Source organism: Aliamphritea hakodatensis, assembly GCF_024347195.1.
Classification (GTDB): domain Bacteria; phylum Pseudomonadota; class Gammaproteobacteria; order Pseudomonadales; family Balneatricaceae; genus Amphritea; species Amphritea hakodatensis.
Genome location: NZ_AP025281.1, coordinates 4,817,510 through 4,832,127 on the forward strand (window position 1 = coordinate 4,817,510; position 14,618 = coordinate 4,832,127).

Annotated in this window: 8 protein-coding genes, 1 tRNA gene and 3 rRNA genes; 3 read left to right on the forward strand and 9 right to left on the reverse strand. The window is 50.4% G+C overall.

The genetic code is table 11. The features are described 5' to 3' along the window. The first annotated feature begins 26 nt into the window (after positions 1–26). Complete coding sequence (gene amtB, locus PCI15_RS21860; protein ID WP_271271985.1) at positions 27–1,286, forward strand: ammonium transporter AmtB; 1,260 nt, start codon at positions 27–29, stop codon at positions 1,284–1,286. A gap of 183 nt (positions 1,287–1,469) precedes the next feature. Further along, the gene (gene glnK / locus PCI15_RS21865) at positions 1,470–1,808 is read left to right on the forward strand and encodes a P-II family nitrogen regulator (RefSeq protein WP_205660159.1); all 339 of its coding nucleotides are present in this window, start codon (positions 1,470–1,472) and stop codon (positions 1,806–1,808) included. 756 nt (positions 1,809–2,564) lie between these two features. Here glnK and rrf read toward each other — a convergent pair. The 7 genes from rrf to PCI15_RS21900 form a co-directional block, all read right to left on the reverse strand. After that, positions 2,565–2,680 (reverse strand): 5S ribosomal RNA (rrf, locus tag PCI15_RS21870). Between the two features lie 175 nt (positions 2,681–2,855). Beyond that, positions 2,856–5,745, reverse strand: a 23S ribosomal RNA gene (locus PCI15_RS21875). Between the two features lie 267 nt (positions 5,746–6,012). Next, positions 6,013–6,088, reverse strand: a tRNA-Ala gene (locus tag PCI15_RS21880). 63 nt (positions 6,089–6,151) lie between these two features. Continuing rightward, positions 6,152–7,693, reverse strand: a 16S ribosomal RNA gene (locus PCI15_RS21885). Together the 16S, 23S and 5S rRNA genes with 1 tRNA gene alongside form the textbook arrangement of a ribosomal RNA operon. A 623-nt stretch (positions 7,694–8,316) precedes the next feature. Further along, positions 8,317–9,555 (reverse strand): organoarsenical effux MFS transporter ArsJ, encoded by a 1,239-nt coding sequence (gene arsJ, locus PCI15_RS21890; RefSeq protein WP_271274667.1) that lies wholly within the window; start codon positions 9,553–9,555, stop codon positions 8,317–8,319. Between the two features lie 2 nt (positions 9,556–9,557). Beyond that, positions 9,558–10,571 (reverse strand): ArsJ-associated glyceraldehyde-3-phosphate dehydrogenase, encoded by a 1,014-nt coding sequence (locus PCI15_RS21895; protein ID WP_271271986.1) that lies wholly within the window; start codon positions 10,569–10,571, stop codon positions 9,558–9,560. Between the two features lie 29 nt (positions 10,572–10,600). Next, entirely contained in the window at positions 10,601–10,942 is a 342-nt protein-coding gene (locus PCI15_RS21900) for an ArsR/SmtB family transcription factor (RefSeq protein WP_271271987.1), read from the reverse strand. 213 nt (positions 10,943–11,155) lie between these two features. Here PCI15_RS21900 and astA point away from each other — a divergent pair, with 213 nt between their 5' ends. Further along, a complete protein-coding gene (gene astA / locus PCI15_RS21905; protein WP_271271988.1) occupies positions 11,156–12,196 on the forward strand; it encodes an arginine N-succinyltransferase in 1,041 nt (346 codons plus the stop codon). 222 nt (positions 12,197–12,418) lie between these two features. Here astA and PCI15_RS21910 read toward each other — a convergent pair whose 3' ends face one another. Together PCI15_RS21910 and PCI15_RS21915 are read right to left on the reverse strand one after the other, a co-directional pair. Beyond that, a complete protein-coding gene (locus PCI15_RS21910) occupies positions 12,419–13,816 on the reverse strand; it encodes a sensor histidine kinase (RefSeq protein ID WP_271271989.1) in 1,398 nt (465 codons plus the stop codon). Beyond that, positions 13,816–14,526, reverse strand: a complete 711-nt coding sequence (locus tag PCI15_RS21915) for a response regulator transcription factor (protein WP_271271990.1) — start codon at positions 14,524–14,526, stop codon at positions 13,816–13,818. The genes PCI15_RS21910 and PCI15_RS21915 overlap by 1 nt, the downstream gene beginning before the upstream one ends. Positions 14,527–14,618 lie beyond the last annotated feature (92 nt).

Consider the following 14,618-nt stretch of genomic DNA (forward strand, 5'->3'; position numbering starts at 1 on the left):
GAATCAGCTATTAACTGGAGGATATGATGGAAAATCAGATATTTGCCTTACAGTACGCTATGGATACCTTTTACTTTCTGGTATGCGGCGCACTGGTTATGTGGATGGCCGCAGGCTTCGCAATGTTAGAAGCCGGGCTGGTCAGATCCAAAAACACCACCGAAATACTGACCAAAAACGTCGCGCTTTACGCAATTTCATGCTTCATGTATTTGCTGTGCGGCTATCAGATAATGTATGGCGGCGGAATCTTTCTCGACGGAATAGGCGATCTGGATCTCAGTCAGGTTCAGTCGGATTCAGCCAGTAACGGATTTGACGGCGATGCAGTGTATTCCCCGGCATCTGATTTTTTCTTTCAGGTGGTTTTTGTCGCCACGGCAATGTCCATTGTATCCGGTGCGGTTGCAGAACGTATGAAACTGTGGGCATTCCTGAGTTTTGCTGTGGTTATGACCGGCGTAATTTACCCGATGGAAGGCGCCTGGACCTGGAACGGCGATGATGTATTCGGCCTTTACAATCTGGGGGATCTTGGATTCTCAGACTTCGCCGGCTCAGGCATTGTACATATGGCCGGTGCCAGTGCAGCGTTGGCAGCCGTGCTTTTACTCGGCCCCCGCCACGGCAAATACAAAGGCAATACTGTCAAAGCCATTCCCGGTGCTAACCTGCCTCTGGCAACCCTGGGTACTTTCATCCTGTGGATGGGCTGGTTTGGCTTTAACGGTGGCTCAGTGTTAAAGCTGGGTGATGTTAGCAGCGCCCACAGCGTTGCCATGGTATTCCTTAACACCAATGCCGCAGCAGCAACCGGGGCGATTTGCGCACTCTTAACCGCACGGGCACTGTTTGGTAAAGCAGACTTAACCATGTTACTGAACGGCGCACTGGCCGGCCTGGTAACCATTACCGCAGAACCCTCCACCCCAACGCCGTTGCAGGCCAGCCTGTTCGGTGCCGTAGGCGGTATTCTGGTGGTCTTCGCTATCTTATCTCTGGATAAACTGCGCATTGATGATCCGGTAGGTGCCATTTCGGTACACGGTGTGTGCGGCCTGCTGGGTCTGCTTCTGGTACCGGTAACCAATGATGGTGCCACCTTTAGCGGCCAGATTATCGGCGCAGCAACCATCTTTATCTGGGTATTCACCAGCAGTCTGATCGTTTGGGCCATTCTGAAAAAGATCATGGGAATCCGGGTCAGCGCAGAAGAAGAATATCAGGGTGTCGACCTGGCCGAATGCGGTATGGAAGCCTATCCGGAATTTGGTAACAAAAGCTAATTAATCAGGTTTTCAACCATGCAGCAGCGACACTTACTGACCCGTTCCTCCACAGCTGCTGCACCGTTGATTTATTAAACAGCCAAAGCTGGGTATAATTGCCTCCCAGATTTTAGGCTTAAACTCCAACTGTCTGAGGCACTTATAAAGTGCACCAAAGCAGACCCAAGCGAGGATACAATGATGAAACTGGTAAGCGCGGTGATCAAACCGTTCAAACTGGATGACGTACGTGAAGCCCTGTCGGAAATCGGCATTCAGGGCATCACCGTGACTGAAGTAAAAGGCTTCGGTCGCCAAAAAGGTCATACCGAACTCTACCGCGGCGCCGAATACGTGGTGGATTTTCTGCCTAAGGTGAAAATTGAAGCTGCCATCGATGAAAACATGCTTGATCAGGTGATCGAAGCTATCAGCAAAACGGCCAATACCGGTAAAATCGGCGACGGTAAAATCTTCGTAACACCTCTGGAGCAGGCTATCCGTATCCGTACAGGTGAAACTGACGTAGACGCGCTCTGATACTGACGCCATACAAACTCAATCTCTGCGGCCTGAGCCCTGAGATTGAGTTTCACTTGTACCCTATTCCCGCCTCCCTTTCATAATTCCAATCTTTATCACCCACCGACAACCGGGCTTATAACGTCTCCCTGATATCCCCCCCTCTGCTTCCTTTCAGACCAGCAAAGCAACGACGATTCAGATTTAAACCTTCAGCAGTGCCTATCACTGAACACTAACCTTCCAGTCAGTAATCATCCGACATGAGTAGCACCACAAATACTGCCGTAGCTCAGGTGCCTGGCAACACAAGCCCTCACAAAAAACTGTAAGTTGCCGCCCAGACTACAATCCCGCACTGTTATACCAAGCCCTTATAAAAAGTCTTAAATGGTGGCGTCCATCAGAAGAACGACCCGTTTCTGCGGATATAAAAACCTCGCTACACCGTAGCAGCCTGTGTCTTATGAAGTGTCTTAAAGAGAGTCTTAAAGAGAGTCTTAAAGAGAGTCTTAATCAGGTGCCTGACGGTGGAAGCCTTTCCTGCAGACAAAAAAACCTGCTACAAGGTAGCAGCCTGTGCCTTATCAAGAGCCTTAAAAAGAGCCTTAATCAGGTGCCTGGCGGTGGAAGCCTTTTTTGCAGACGAAAAAACCTGCTACAAGATAGCAGCCAGTGTCTTAAAGAGAGTCTTAATTAGGTGCTTGGCGATGAAAGCACTTTCGGCAGACGAAAAAAAACCCGCTACAGTGTAGCGGGTTTTCTTAATTAGGTGCTTGGCGATGACCTACTCTCACATGGGGAAGCCCCACACTACCATCGGCGCTAAGACGTTTCACTTCCGAGTTCGGTAAGGGATCGGGTGGTTCCATCTCGCTATAGTCGCCAAGCAAAAAAAGGTAACAATCTAAATCCTGTGTGCCTTATTCAGGCCGAGTCTTAAGCTTATGTTTCAAAACAATGTACAAACTCTAATCCGTCTCGCTTTTCAGCAAGCTCTTCAATGTATCTTCAGTTCTTGATCATGTTGCAGTCTTCTCTGCAACCAAACGCTTTTGGCGTTATATGGTCAAGCCTCACGAGCAATTAGTACTGGTTAGCTCAACGCCTCACAACGCTTACACACCCAGCCTATCAACGTCCTGGTCTTGAACGGCTCTTCAGGGGACTCAAGGTCCCAGTGAGATCTCATCTTGAAGGGGGCTTCCCGCTTAGATGCTTTCAGCGGTTATCCTGTCCGAACATAGCTACCGGGCAATGCCATTGGCATGACAACCCGAACACCAGAGGTTCGTTCACTCCGGTCCTCTCGTACTAGGAGCAACTCTTCTCAAATCTCAAACGTCCACGGCAGATAGGGACCGAACTGTCTCACGACGTTCTAAACCCAGCTCGCGTACCACTTTAAATGGCGAACAGCCATACCCTTGGGACCGGCTTCAGCCCCAGGATGTGATGAGCCGACATCGAGGTGCCAAACACCGCCGTCGATGTGAACTCTTGGGCGGTATCAGCCTGTTATCCCCGGAGTACCTTTTATCCGTTGAGCGATGGCCCTTCCATACAGAACCACCGGATCACTAAGACCTACTTTCGTACCTGCTCGACGTGTCTGTCTCGCAGTCAAGCGCGCTTATGCCTTTATACTCGATGCATGATTTCCGACCATGCTGAGCGCACCTTCGTACTCCTCCGTTACTCTTTGGGAGGAGACCGCCCCAGTCAAACTACCCACCACACAATGTCCGCGATCCCGATAAGGGACCTGCGTTAGAACCTCAATAGTACCAGGCTGGTATTTCAAGATTGGCTCCACTCGAACTGGCGTCCAAGTTTCAAAGCCTCCCAGCTATCCTACACAAGTAATATCAAAGTCCACTGCGAAGCTATAGTAAAGGTTCACGGGGTCTTTCCGTCTAGCCGCGGATATACGGCATCTTAACCGCAATTTCAATTTCACTGAGTCTCGGGTGGAGACAGTGTGGCCATCGTTACGCCATTCGTGCAGGTCGGAACTTACCCGACAAGGAATTTCGCTACCTTAGGACCGTTATAGTTACGGCCGCCGTTTACTTGGGCTTCGATCAAGAGCTTCGCCGAAGCTAACCCCATCAATTAACCTTCAAGCACCGGGCAGGCGTCACACCCTATACGTCCACTTTCGTGTTTGCAGAGTGCTGTGTTTTTAATAAACAGTCGCAGCCACCTAGTATCTTCGACCCCCAACAGCTTAGAGAGCAAGTCTCATCACCGTCAGGGGCGTACCTTCTCCCGAAGTTACGGTACCATTTTGCCTAGTTCCTTCACCCGAGTTCTCTCAAGCGCCTTGGTATTCTCTACCTGACCACCTGTGTCGGTTTGGGGTACGATTTCTTGTTATCTGAAGCTTAGAAGTTTTTCCTGGAAGCATGGCATCAACCACTTCGTCCAAAAGAGGACTCGTCATCAACTCTCAGCCTTAGGGAACCGGATTTTCCTAATCCCCCAGCCTACAGCCTTAAACACGGACAACCAACGCCGTGATGGCCTAGCCTTCTCCGTCACTCCATCGCAATAACAAGAAGTACAGGAATATTAACCTGTTTCCCATCGACTACGCCTTTCGGCCTCGCCTTAGGGGTCGACTCACCCTACCCTGATTAGCATTGGATAGGAACCCTTGGTCTTCCGGCGGGGAGGTTTTTCACCCCCCTTATCGTTACTCATGTCAGCATTCGCACTTCTGATACCTCCAGGATGCCTTACAGCTTTCCCTTCAACGGCTTACAGAACGCTCCTCTACCACGCAGACAAGCTGCGTCCGTAGCTTCGGTGTATGGTTTGAGCCCCGTTATATCTTCCGCGCAGGCCGACTCGACTAGTGAGCTATTACGCTTTCTTTAAAGGGTGGCTGCTTCTAAGCCAACCTCCTAGCTGTCTAAGCCTTCCCACATCGTTTCCCACTTAACCATAACTTTGGGACCTTAGCTGACGGTCTGGGTTGTTTCCCTTTCCACGACGGACGTTAGCACCCGCCGTGTGTCTCCCATAATTGCACTCTACGGTATTCGGAGTTTGCATCGGGTTGGTAAGTCGGGATGACCCCCTAGCCGAAACAGTGCTCTACCCCCGTAGGTGAGATATGAGGCGCTACCTAAATAGCTTTCGAGGAGAACCAGCTATCTCCGAGCTTGATTAGCCTTTCACTCCGATCCACAAGTCATCCGCTGGCTTTTCAACGACAGTCGGTTCGGTCCTCCAGTTGATGTTACTCAACCTTCAACCTGCCCATGGATAGATCGCTCGGTTTCGGGTCTAATCCCAGCAACTATACGCCCTATTAAGACTCGGTTTCCCTACGGCTCCCCTAAACGGTTAACCTTGCTACTGAAATTAAGTCGCTGACCCATTATACAAAAGGTACGCAGTCACAGAACAAGTCTGCTCCCACTGCTTGTACGTACACGGTTTCAGGTTCTATTTCACTCCCCTCACAGGGGTTCTTTTCGCCTTTCCCTCACGGTACTGGTTCACTATCGGTCAGTCAGGAGTATTTAGCCTTGGAGGATGGTCCCCCCATATTCAAACAGGATATCACGTGTCCCGTCTTACTCGATTTCACTGCGTATAAGTTTTCGTATACGGGGCTATCACCCACTACGGCCGCACTTTCCAGAGCGTTCTACTAACTACAACACAGCTTAAGGGCTGGTCCCCGTTCGCTCGCCGCTACTAGGGGAATCTCGGTTGATTTCTTTTCCTCCGGGTACTTAGATGTTTCAGTTCCCCGGGTTCGCCTCTCTAAAGCTATGTATTCACTTAAGAGATACCCAGCTTATACTGGGTGGGTTTCCCCATTCGGAAATGTTTGGATCAAAGTCTGTTTACCGACTCCCCAAACCTTATCGCAGGTTACCACGTCCTTCATCGCCTCTGACTGCCAAGGCATCCACCGTGCACGCTTAGTCACTTGACCATATAACCCAAAAGGGTCTGATTCAAAGTAACTGATAAAACTTCATAGCCAACTGTTAAACAGTTAACGCTGAAGTAACGATACATTTACGCCGGATTAGCGCTTGTACATTTGTCTTACTTAATTCTCGTTTTTACAGGATTTAAATTGTTAAAGAGCGTTTTGTCTAAAAAGACAAAAGGTAATCAACAAACCCGAAGGGTTATTCATTAGCTTTTGTGTTCTCAACAAAGCATTTAAGTACTGACCGTTCTTCGGGGTGAAGAATGGTGGAGCTATGCGGGATCGAACCGCAGACCTCCTGCGTGCAAAGCAGGCGCTCTCCCAGCTGAGCTATAGCCCCAGTACTTACTCTACAACTGATCAGATAATTCGTGTGAACGCTTGCTAAGAATCCGCTATCGTTTAAGGAGGTGATCCAGCCCCAGGTTCCCCTAGGGCTACCTTGTTACGACTTCACCCCAGTCATGAACCACACCGTGGTAACCGCCCTCCCGAAGGTTAAGCTAGCTACTTCTGGTGCAATCCACTCCCATGGTGTGACGGGCGGTGTGTACAAGGCCCGGGAACGTATTCACCGTGACATTCTGATTCACGATTACTAGCGATTCCGACTTCATGGAGTCGAGTTGCAGACTCCAATCCGGACTACGACCGGTTTTGTGAGATTAGCTCCCCCTCGCAGGATTGCAGCCCTCTGTACCGGCCATTGTAGCACGTGTGTAGCCCTACTCGTAAGGGCCATGATGACTTGACGTCGTCCCCACCTTCCTCCGGTTTGTCACCGGCAGTCTCCTTAGAGTTCCCACCCGAAGTGCTGGCAAATAAGGACAAGGGTTGCGCTCGTTACGGGACTTAACCCAACATTTCACAACACGAGCTGACGACAGCCATGCAGCACCTGTCACTGCGTTCCCGAAGGCACATCAGAATCTCTTCCGACTTCGCAGGATTTCAAGAGTAGGTAAGGTTCTTCGCGTTGCGTCGAATTAAACCACATGCTCCACCGCTTGTGCGGGCCCCCGTCAATTCATTTGAGTTTTAACCTTGCGGCCGTACTCCCCAGGCGGTCTACTTAGTGCGTTAGCTGCGCCACTAAGACATCAAGTGTCCCAACGGCTAGTAGACATCGTTTACGGCGTGGACTACCAGGGTATCTAATCCTGTTTGCTCCCCACGCTTTCGCACCTCAGCGTCAGTATCAGACCAGGTGGTCGCCTTCGCCACTGGTGTTCCTTCCTATATCTACGCATTTCACCGCTACACAGGAAATTCCACCACCCTCTTCTGTACTCTAGTTATCCAGTATCAGGTGCAGTTCCCAGGTTGAGCCCGGGGCTTTCACATCTGACTTAAATAACCGCCTACGCGCGCTTTACGCCCAGTAATTCCGATTAACGCTCGGACCCTCCGTATTACCGCGGCTGCTGGCACGGAGTTAGCCGGTCCTTCTTCTGCAGTTAACGTCACAGTATGCACGTATTAAGTACACACCTTTCCTCACTGCTGAAAGTGCTTTACAACCCTAAGGCCTTCTTCACACACGCGGCATGGCTGCATCAGGCTTGCGCCCATTGTGCAATATTCCCCACTGCTGCCTCCCGTAGGAGTCTGGGCCGTGTCTCAGTCCCAGTGTGGCTGATCATCCTCTCAGACCAGCTACGGATCGTCGCCTTGGTAGGCCATTACCCCACCAACTAGCTAATCCGACGCAGACTCATCTGATAGCGCAAGGCCCGAAGGTCCCCTGCTTTCCCCCGTAGGGCGTATGCGGTATTAATCCAAATTTCTCTGGGCTATCCCCCACTACCAGGCAGATTTCTACGCGTTACTCACCCGTCCGCCGCTCGTCAGCAAAGTAGCAAGCTACTCTCTGTTACCGCTCGACTTGCATGTGTTAAGCCTGCCGCCAGCGTTCAATCTGAGCCATGATCAAACTCTTCAGTTTAATTTTTTCGACACCGGAATTTGGTGTCTTAAATCTAGCTCAAAGTTACACTAACTTTCATAAAAACATCTTAAATGAATTCACGTGTTTGTCCGAAGACAAAAGTTGCTTACTTTGATAAAGCTTTTGTGCTTCATCTCAACAAGCGCCCACACGAATTATCTGATCAAATTGTTAAAGAGCGTTGCTTGAAACCACTTTCGCAACCGGTGTAACCGTCGTTGCTGTCGTCTCAAGCGAGGTGCGTATTCTACTCAACACCCGGTGGAAGTCAACGGTTATTTTCAGAAGATTTTGATTAATTCCGAAGAACTTATCAAAACCGGAAAACACCTTTTTCGTTCCGGTCGAATCAGTTGACTCACACTGCAAAACAATTTGTTTTTCAGTAGTTTATTCTGACTCTCATTAAGCTTGCTTAGCTGCGTTGCCGCTGCCCTGCGTCTCAATGTGGGGGCGTATTATAGGCACGCAGCCAAAAGTGTCAACAGGCTTTTTGCAGAAAGCTGAAATTAGTTTTTGCGCTGCAACAAGTACCTGTTCCTGCACAACTTATATAGCTAAACAGCAGGCATAAAAAAAACGCAGCCTTCGGCTGCGTTTTTTATTGCTCATCTGACTGACTAAGCAGCAGTGCCAACCTCAGGTAACTTCAATGAAATCGCAGCCGCCACCATCAGACATAAAGCGCTGACTAATAAGCAGGCCTCCAGCCCCCACACCTGATATACCCCACCGGACAATACCGTACCCAGCAACCGGCCCGCGGCATTAGACATATAGTAGAACCCCACATCAAGAGACGCTCCTTCTGTACGGGCATATCTGAGTATCAGATACGAGTGCAATGATGAGTTCACTGCAAAGACGGCACCAAACACCAGCAACCCGGTGACCAGAATTGTCCCTGACAACCCTCCGGACAGCATAGCAACCAGCAACATCAGGAAAGGAACCATACTCAATACTGAGACCCAGCGAAAAGCAGCTTTCCTTCCGGGCAACACACCGGCATGGCCGCCAGACGTTTTATCTGAGCCTGTAATCGCCGGCGCACAAACCTGCACCACACCATAACCGATAACCCAGACAGCCAGAAAAGTCCCCACATCTGTATGCTCCCAACCCAGCACCACTTGGAGATAGACGGGTAACGCCACCACAAACCAGATATCCCGGGCACCAAACAGAAACAGACGGGCCGCTGACAGCACATTAACTGACTGGCTGTTGGAGAAAATCTCCAGAAATTTCGGCTTTACTTTCATTTGCCCCAATTCACTGCAGACGAGACTCGCTGTCAGGATCAGCACAAAGACTAATACGCCCGCCATCACCATAAGGCTGCCAGCAAAGCCAAACACCTGAAGCAAGACAGCACCCATGAAGAAACCCACGCCCTTCAGAGCATTCTTTGAGCCGGTCAGTAACGCGACCCAGCGATACAGCCGCCCCTGCTGTTCTTCTGGCAGCAATGTTTTGATCGCACTTTTTGCGCTCATCTTATTCAGATCTTTGGCAATACCGGACAATGCCTGCGCCAGCATCACATACACCACAGTCAGATATTCATCCGGGACTGCAAGCATAAACAACGCAACTATCTGAATCAGCAAGCCCGCATGCATCGTCCGGTTAAGGCCTAACCGGGTAGCCAGCCAGCCGCCCAGCAGGTTTGTGACTACACCGCAGACTTCATAGAGGACAAACAGCATGGCAATTGCAAACGGGCTGTACCCCAAGCTGTTGAAGTGCAACACCACCAGCATCCGTAATGCGCCGTCGGTGAGGGTAAAACTCCAGTAGCTCAGGGTAACCAGTAAATACTGTTGCCAGGGCGTCAGGGCTTTTTGGGCCAGAATACTCACAACCGGGCTGCAACCTTCTTCGTCAGTTCCATCATCCGGTTTACATAACCGATTTCATTGTCATACCAGACCAGTAATTTGACCTGTCGCTTGTTGATGACCATTGTCGAAGGCGCATCAACGATGCCGGAACGGATATCATCCACATAATCAACTGACACCAGCGGACGTTCTTCATACCCCAGCACTCCCGCGAGATAAGTCTGTGCCGCTTCCTTCAAGACGCGATTAACTTCTGCAATATCGGTATCCCGGGACACTTCAAACACACAGTCCGTCAGGGAACTGTTCGTCAGCGGTACCCTGACCGCAATCCCATTCAGCTTACCCTCCAGTTCAGGAAAGATCAGCGCAATGGCCGATGCTGAACCGGTACTTGTCGGAATCAGCGACATCCCGGACGCCCGTGCCCGGCGTAAATCTTTATGGGGGGTATCCAGAATGCTTTGAGTATTGGTGATATCGTGAATCGTAGTCATGGAGCCGTGCACGATCCCCAGTTGCTCATGGATCACCTTGACTACCGGCGCCAGACAATTAGTTGTACAGGAGGCCGCCGTCACAATGTGATTTTGTTGCGGGTCATAGAGATGGTCATTTACGCCCATTACGATATTTAAAGGACCGTCCTTTACCGGCGCAGACACCACCACCTTTTTTACCCCCTGAGCAAAATACGGCTGCAGGGCCGGTGTCGTTTTATGCACACCGGTACAATCAACAACGATATCAACCTGATTTTCCGCCAACGGCAAATCATTGATGTTTCTTTGCTGGCAATACTGAATCTGCTTATCAGCAACTTCAATTACTGAACCATCCTGCGATGCGTCAGCCTGCTGCACCCAGCGGCCATGCTGAGAATCAAAGTTCAGCAAGTGGGCAGCCGTCGCGGCATCTGCAGCCACGTCATTAATCAGTACAATATCCAGTTCAGGCCAGCCCCAGCAGGCTCTTAATGCCAGACGTCCCATGCGGCCAAAACCGTTAATCGCAACCCGGATACTCATCACACTCTCCACACAATAAAATTAGTCAGTTACGCGTCTGCACTTTTGCAGCACGCCAGTTCAGTTAGGGCCTGCAGGTCAGTGATCAATTGCTGTTCACGTGTAGCCAACTGATCCAGCATTTCCTTTAACCAGTTCATTTGCCAGACATCAGCCTGCAAACGATAGTGCATCCAGACGCCTTCCCGCCGGGCCTGCACCAGACCGCTGTTGCGTAAATAGGCAAGGTGCCGTGAAGCCAGACTTTGTGAGATTCCCAAAGCATCCACCAGATCACATACACAGACTTCTTCATGCTGATTGAGAATATTCAGCAGACGTAACCGAACGGGCTCGGACAAAGCTTTAAAAAACTGCGCACTGGATTCCATCACACACCTTATACGTTTCAGATCCATGACAGATTTAATATATCTGTCTATGCGCATATAATAATATTTAAATTTTTCTTTGCAACATCTTGTCTTATTTTTTATCCACAAATGCCTGCCACTATCCGACTGAAGGATTCCGTCTAAACTTAATCACAGAGAAAAACTGATCTGACCTGTTTATAACTCTCTGCGACATCAGGAGTGTGATACATGGATACCACTGCCAATCTGATCCGGCCGATCACCATTAAAGACCTGGATGTTCTTTACGATATAGCGCTGGAAAGCGGCCCGGGCTTTACTTCTTTACCGGCCAACAGGGATTTACTTGCAGAACGTATCCGTCATAGCTGCAGCGCAATGGAGCGATCTGTTTCGTCGCCTAAAGGTGAAACCTATCTGTTCGTCATGGAAGATGCTGAATCAGGTGAAGTGGTGGGCGTCTGTGGCATTGAATCAGCCGTCGGACTGCAGCTGCCGTTTTATCATTACCGCATCGGTATCGTCGTACATGCTTCCCGGGAGCTTGACGTACACAACACCTTTGAAACCCTTTATCTGTGCAACGATTACACCGGCTGTGCCGAAGTCTGCACCTTATACCTGCGCCCCGGTGCAAGAAAAAATCAGAACGGCAGCCTGCTCTCCAAAAGCCGTTTTATGTTCATGGCCGAGTTCAGGGAACGTTTCAGCCAGAAGGTCATTGCGGAAATGCGCGGGGTCAGTAATCAGGAAGGGGAATCGCCTTTCTGGAATGGCCTGGGACAGCACTTCTTTTCCATGGAGTTTTCTCAGGCTGATTACCTGACAGGGACCGGCAACAAAGTATTCATTGCGGAACTTATGCCGAAGCATTCCATTTATATACATTTGCTCCCCGACACCGCAAAGGATGTCATTGGTGAAGTACACGAACATACCGCACCGGCCAAGCAAATGCTGGAAAACGAAGGGTTCCGTTACGAAAACTATGTGGATATTTTTGATGGCGGCCCGACACTGGCCTGTAAACTCAATGATATCCGTGCGGTCAGGGATAGCGAAAGCCTCACAGCTCTGATCCAGACCGATGCCCCCGCAGCCGTCATCAGTAACCGCTTTCTGGTGAGTAATTCCCGGCTGCAGGAGTTTCGCTGTCTGCTGGCTGACGCTTGCCGGGACACAGGACATATCTACCTGCCGGAACGCTGTATCAGCCAGTTGCATATCCGCCCGGGGGATCAGGTTCGGGTCGTGCCATTAAAGCCCTGAGCGGTATCCAGGGCTATTATTCACGACAGATCTGATATCAAAAACAACTTATCAATATATAAAATTGATTACTCTAAATCAGTATCAGCTATTTAAATGGCACAGAGCCTTATAAAAGCACGCCTTAATTTTCTTATAACCGTATAAAAAACAATGTGTTAATCAACAATATCCTGAAATGACAAATATCAGTCAATATTAAATACTGATTGCTCACTAAAACTAGGATTCTTTAGCCAGCGGTAATTCAATACACACCTGAAGCCCTTTACCCGGCGGGCTGTTCGCTTCAATCCGCCCGCCAAGCAACTCAACCGCCCGCTTGGCAATACTCAGACCCAGACCGTAGCCGTTATCAACCTGTTGCTGCCGGTAAAACGGATCAAACAGCCGCTCCAGCTGAGCATCGTCCACCCCCGGCCCGTTATCGTCGATACAAATCCTGCAACGCGTGCCAGCCTGGCTGACGCTGATGCTGATATCACTCCCCGCAGGCGTATGTTTAATGGCATTACCCAGGATATTATCCACGGCACGCCGCAACAGTTCGGCCTGACCAAAGAGCCCGGACCGTTCTCCGCTCTCCTGCCATTTCAGAGTATGTTCAGGGGCAATAAAACGGCAGTCTTCAATCAGGCTGCTCAGTAACGGCTCCAGCTCAAAAAACTGCGCGTCACCGGACTGACTTTCAAGACGGGCCAGGCTCAGAATTTCATCAATCAGCCGGCTCAGCCGTTCACACTCAAGATTGATTCGGTTTACCAGGCTCTGGTCATCGTCACCGAGTCGCTGCTCCACCAGCCCGGTTGCCATCTGTAAACGGGCCAGAGGTGCCCGCAACTCGTGGGACACATCCTGCAGCAAACGCTGATTCGCATTCAGCGCCTGCTCAACATGATCGGCCATGCGGTTAAATTCCCGGGCCAGATCGCCGATTTCATCTGCCCTGGCCGATAAGCGGGTGTCCGTACGTACCGAATAATTCCCCTGATAGAGGTCTTCTGTATGCTGCCGTAAACGCTTAATCGGCCGGATCACAATCCAGGTTAATAACAGGCTGGCCAGTGCCGAGACGACGATAATAATCACCATCTGCACCGATAACATAAATTTAAATATTGACCAGAACAGCGACTTGCGCGGATTAATATCGACAACGACCCGATAATTACTGCCGGTATCCGACTGTAACGTCAAAAACATACTGCCGGCTTTTGCCTCACCCACCGGTCGCTTCGGCCCCGCTATCTGCTGCTTATCTTCGGTATAAATCCTGAGTTTGAAATAGGGCAGATAGTCCCGCTCACGCTGATTATGCTTACGGCTGCCATGATCCCGCGATTCACCCTTGTATTTCTGCCCGTCATCACGCCCGTCATCCTTCCGGTCACGGTCATAATCTTTCTTACGCCACGGTTCCTGACGCTGCACAGACCCGGTCCGCTCATAACGCTCCACCAGCACCTCAGCAAATCCCATGGCTTTAGCGACCAGCACTTCCTGATGTTTCTCCCGTTCTACGATCTGCCCCATCACGAACGCAGTAATCAGTACTACCAGTAAGCTGGTCAGCCAGACCGAGAGAAAAATTTTCCAGCCCAGTGAAGTAAACCGTTTCATCACACCGCCCCGGCACTGTCAGCAATAAATAAATACCCTTCGCCACGAACCGTCTTAATGATGGCCGTCGCCGGTAACTGCTGCTGAATTTTCTGCCGCACCCGGCTTACATGCACATCGATTGCCCGGTCATACGCCGTCAGCTTGCGGTGCAGTACTTTTTCAGTAAGTGCATCCTTACTGACCACCTGACCCGCATTCACCATTAACTGTGCGAGTACATTAAATTCAGCACTGGTCAGCGAAAGCTCGTTGCCATTCAGTTGCACTTCCCGGCAAGCGGTATCCAGCGTGATGCCGTGCATGTTTAACTGATGTTGCTCATCGACCCGCTCCGGAGGGTTAGCCCGGCGTAAAACTGCGCGAATCCGGGCAACCAGCTCACGGGGATTACAGGGCTTAGCCAGATAATCATCCGCCCCCATCTCCAGCCCCAGAATCCGGTCGACATCATCTCCCCGCCCGGTCAGCATAATCACCGGCGTCTGGACCGCCGGACGAATCTGCTGCAGCAACTCCAGCCCGCTCTGTCCCGGCATCATGATATCCAGAATCAGTAGGCTGTATGTCTGTTGCTTTAAGCGCGGCAGCGCCTCTTCTGCACTGTGAGCAAAACTGATATCAAAGCCTTCATGGGACAGATACTCGCCCATCAGCTGACACAGCTCCGGGTCATCATCAATTAATAAAATCTGTGGCTGCTCGGCCATATTGTTTACGCCTCAGTAATCTCTTGTGCCAGTTTCTGTGCCAACCAGAATAAGCAAAAGCAGTACTCCTTGCACAGGCTTTACCTAACTTT

What these genes read in the sequence shown, in the direction of transcription:
- amtB (WP_271271985.1), top strand. Translation starts at nt 27, where the DNA reads ATGGAAAATCAGATATTTGCCTTACAGTACGCTATGGATACCTTTTAC.
- PCI15_RS21895 (WP_271271986.1), bottom strand. Translation starts at nt 10,571, where the DNA reads ATGAGTATCCGGGTTGCGATTAACGGTTTTGGCCGCATGGGACGTCTG.
- glnK (WP_205660159.1), top strand. Translation starts at nt 1,470, where the DNA reads ATGAAACTGGTAAGCGCGGTGATCAAACCGTTCAAACTGGATGACGTA.
- PCI15_RS21900 (WP_271271987.1), bottom strand. Translation starts at nt 10,942, where the DNA reads ATGGAATCCAGTGCGCAGTTTTTTAAAGCTTTGTCCGAGCCCGTTCGG.
- PCI15_RS21915 (WP_271271990.1), bottom strand. Translation starts at nt 14,526, where the DNA reads ATGGCCGAGCAGCCACAGATTTTATTAATTGATGATGACCCGGAGCTG.
- astA (WP_271271988.1), top strand. Translation starts at nt 11,156, where the DNA reads ATGGATACCACTGCCAATCTGATCCGGCCGATCACCATTAAAGACCTG.
- PCI15_RS21910 (WP_271271989.1), bottom strand. Translation starts at nt 13,816, where the DNA reads ATGAAACGGTTTACTTCACTGGGCTGGAAAATTTTTCTCTCGGTCTGG.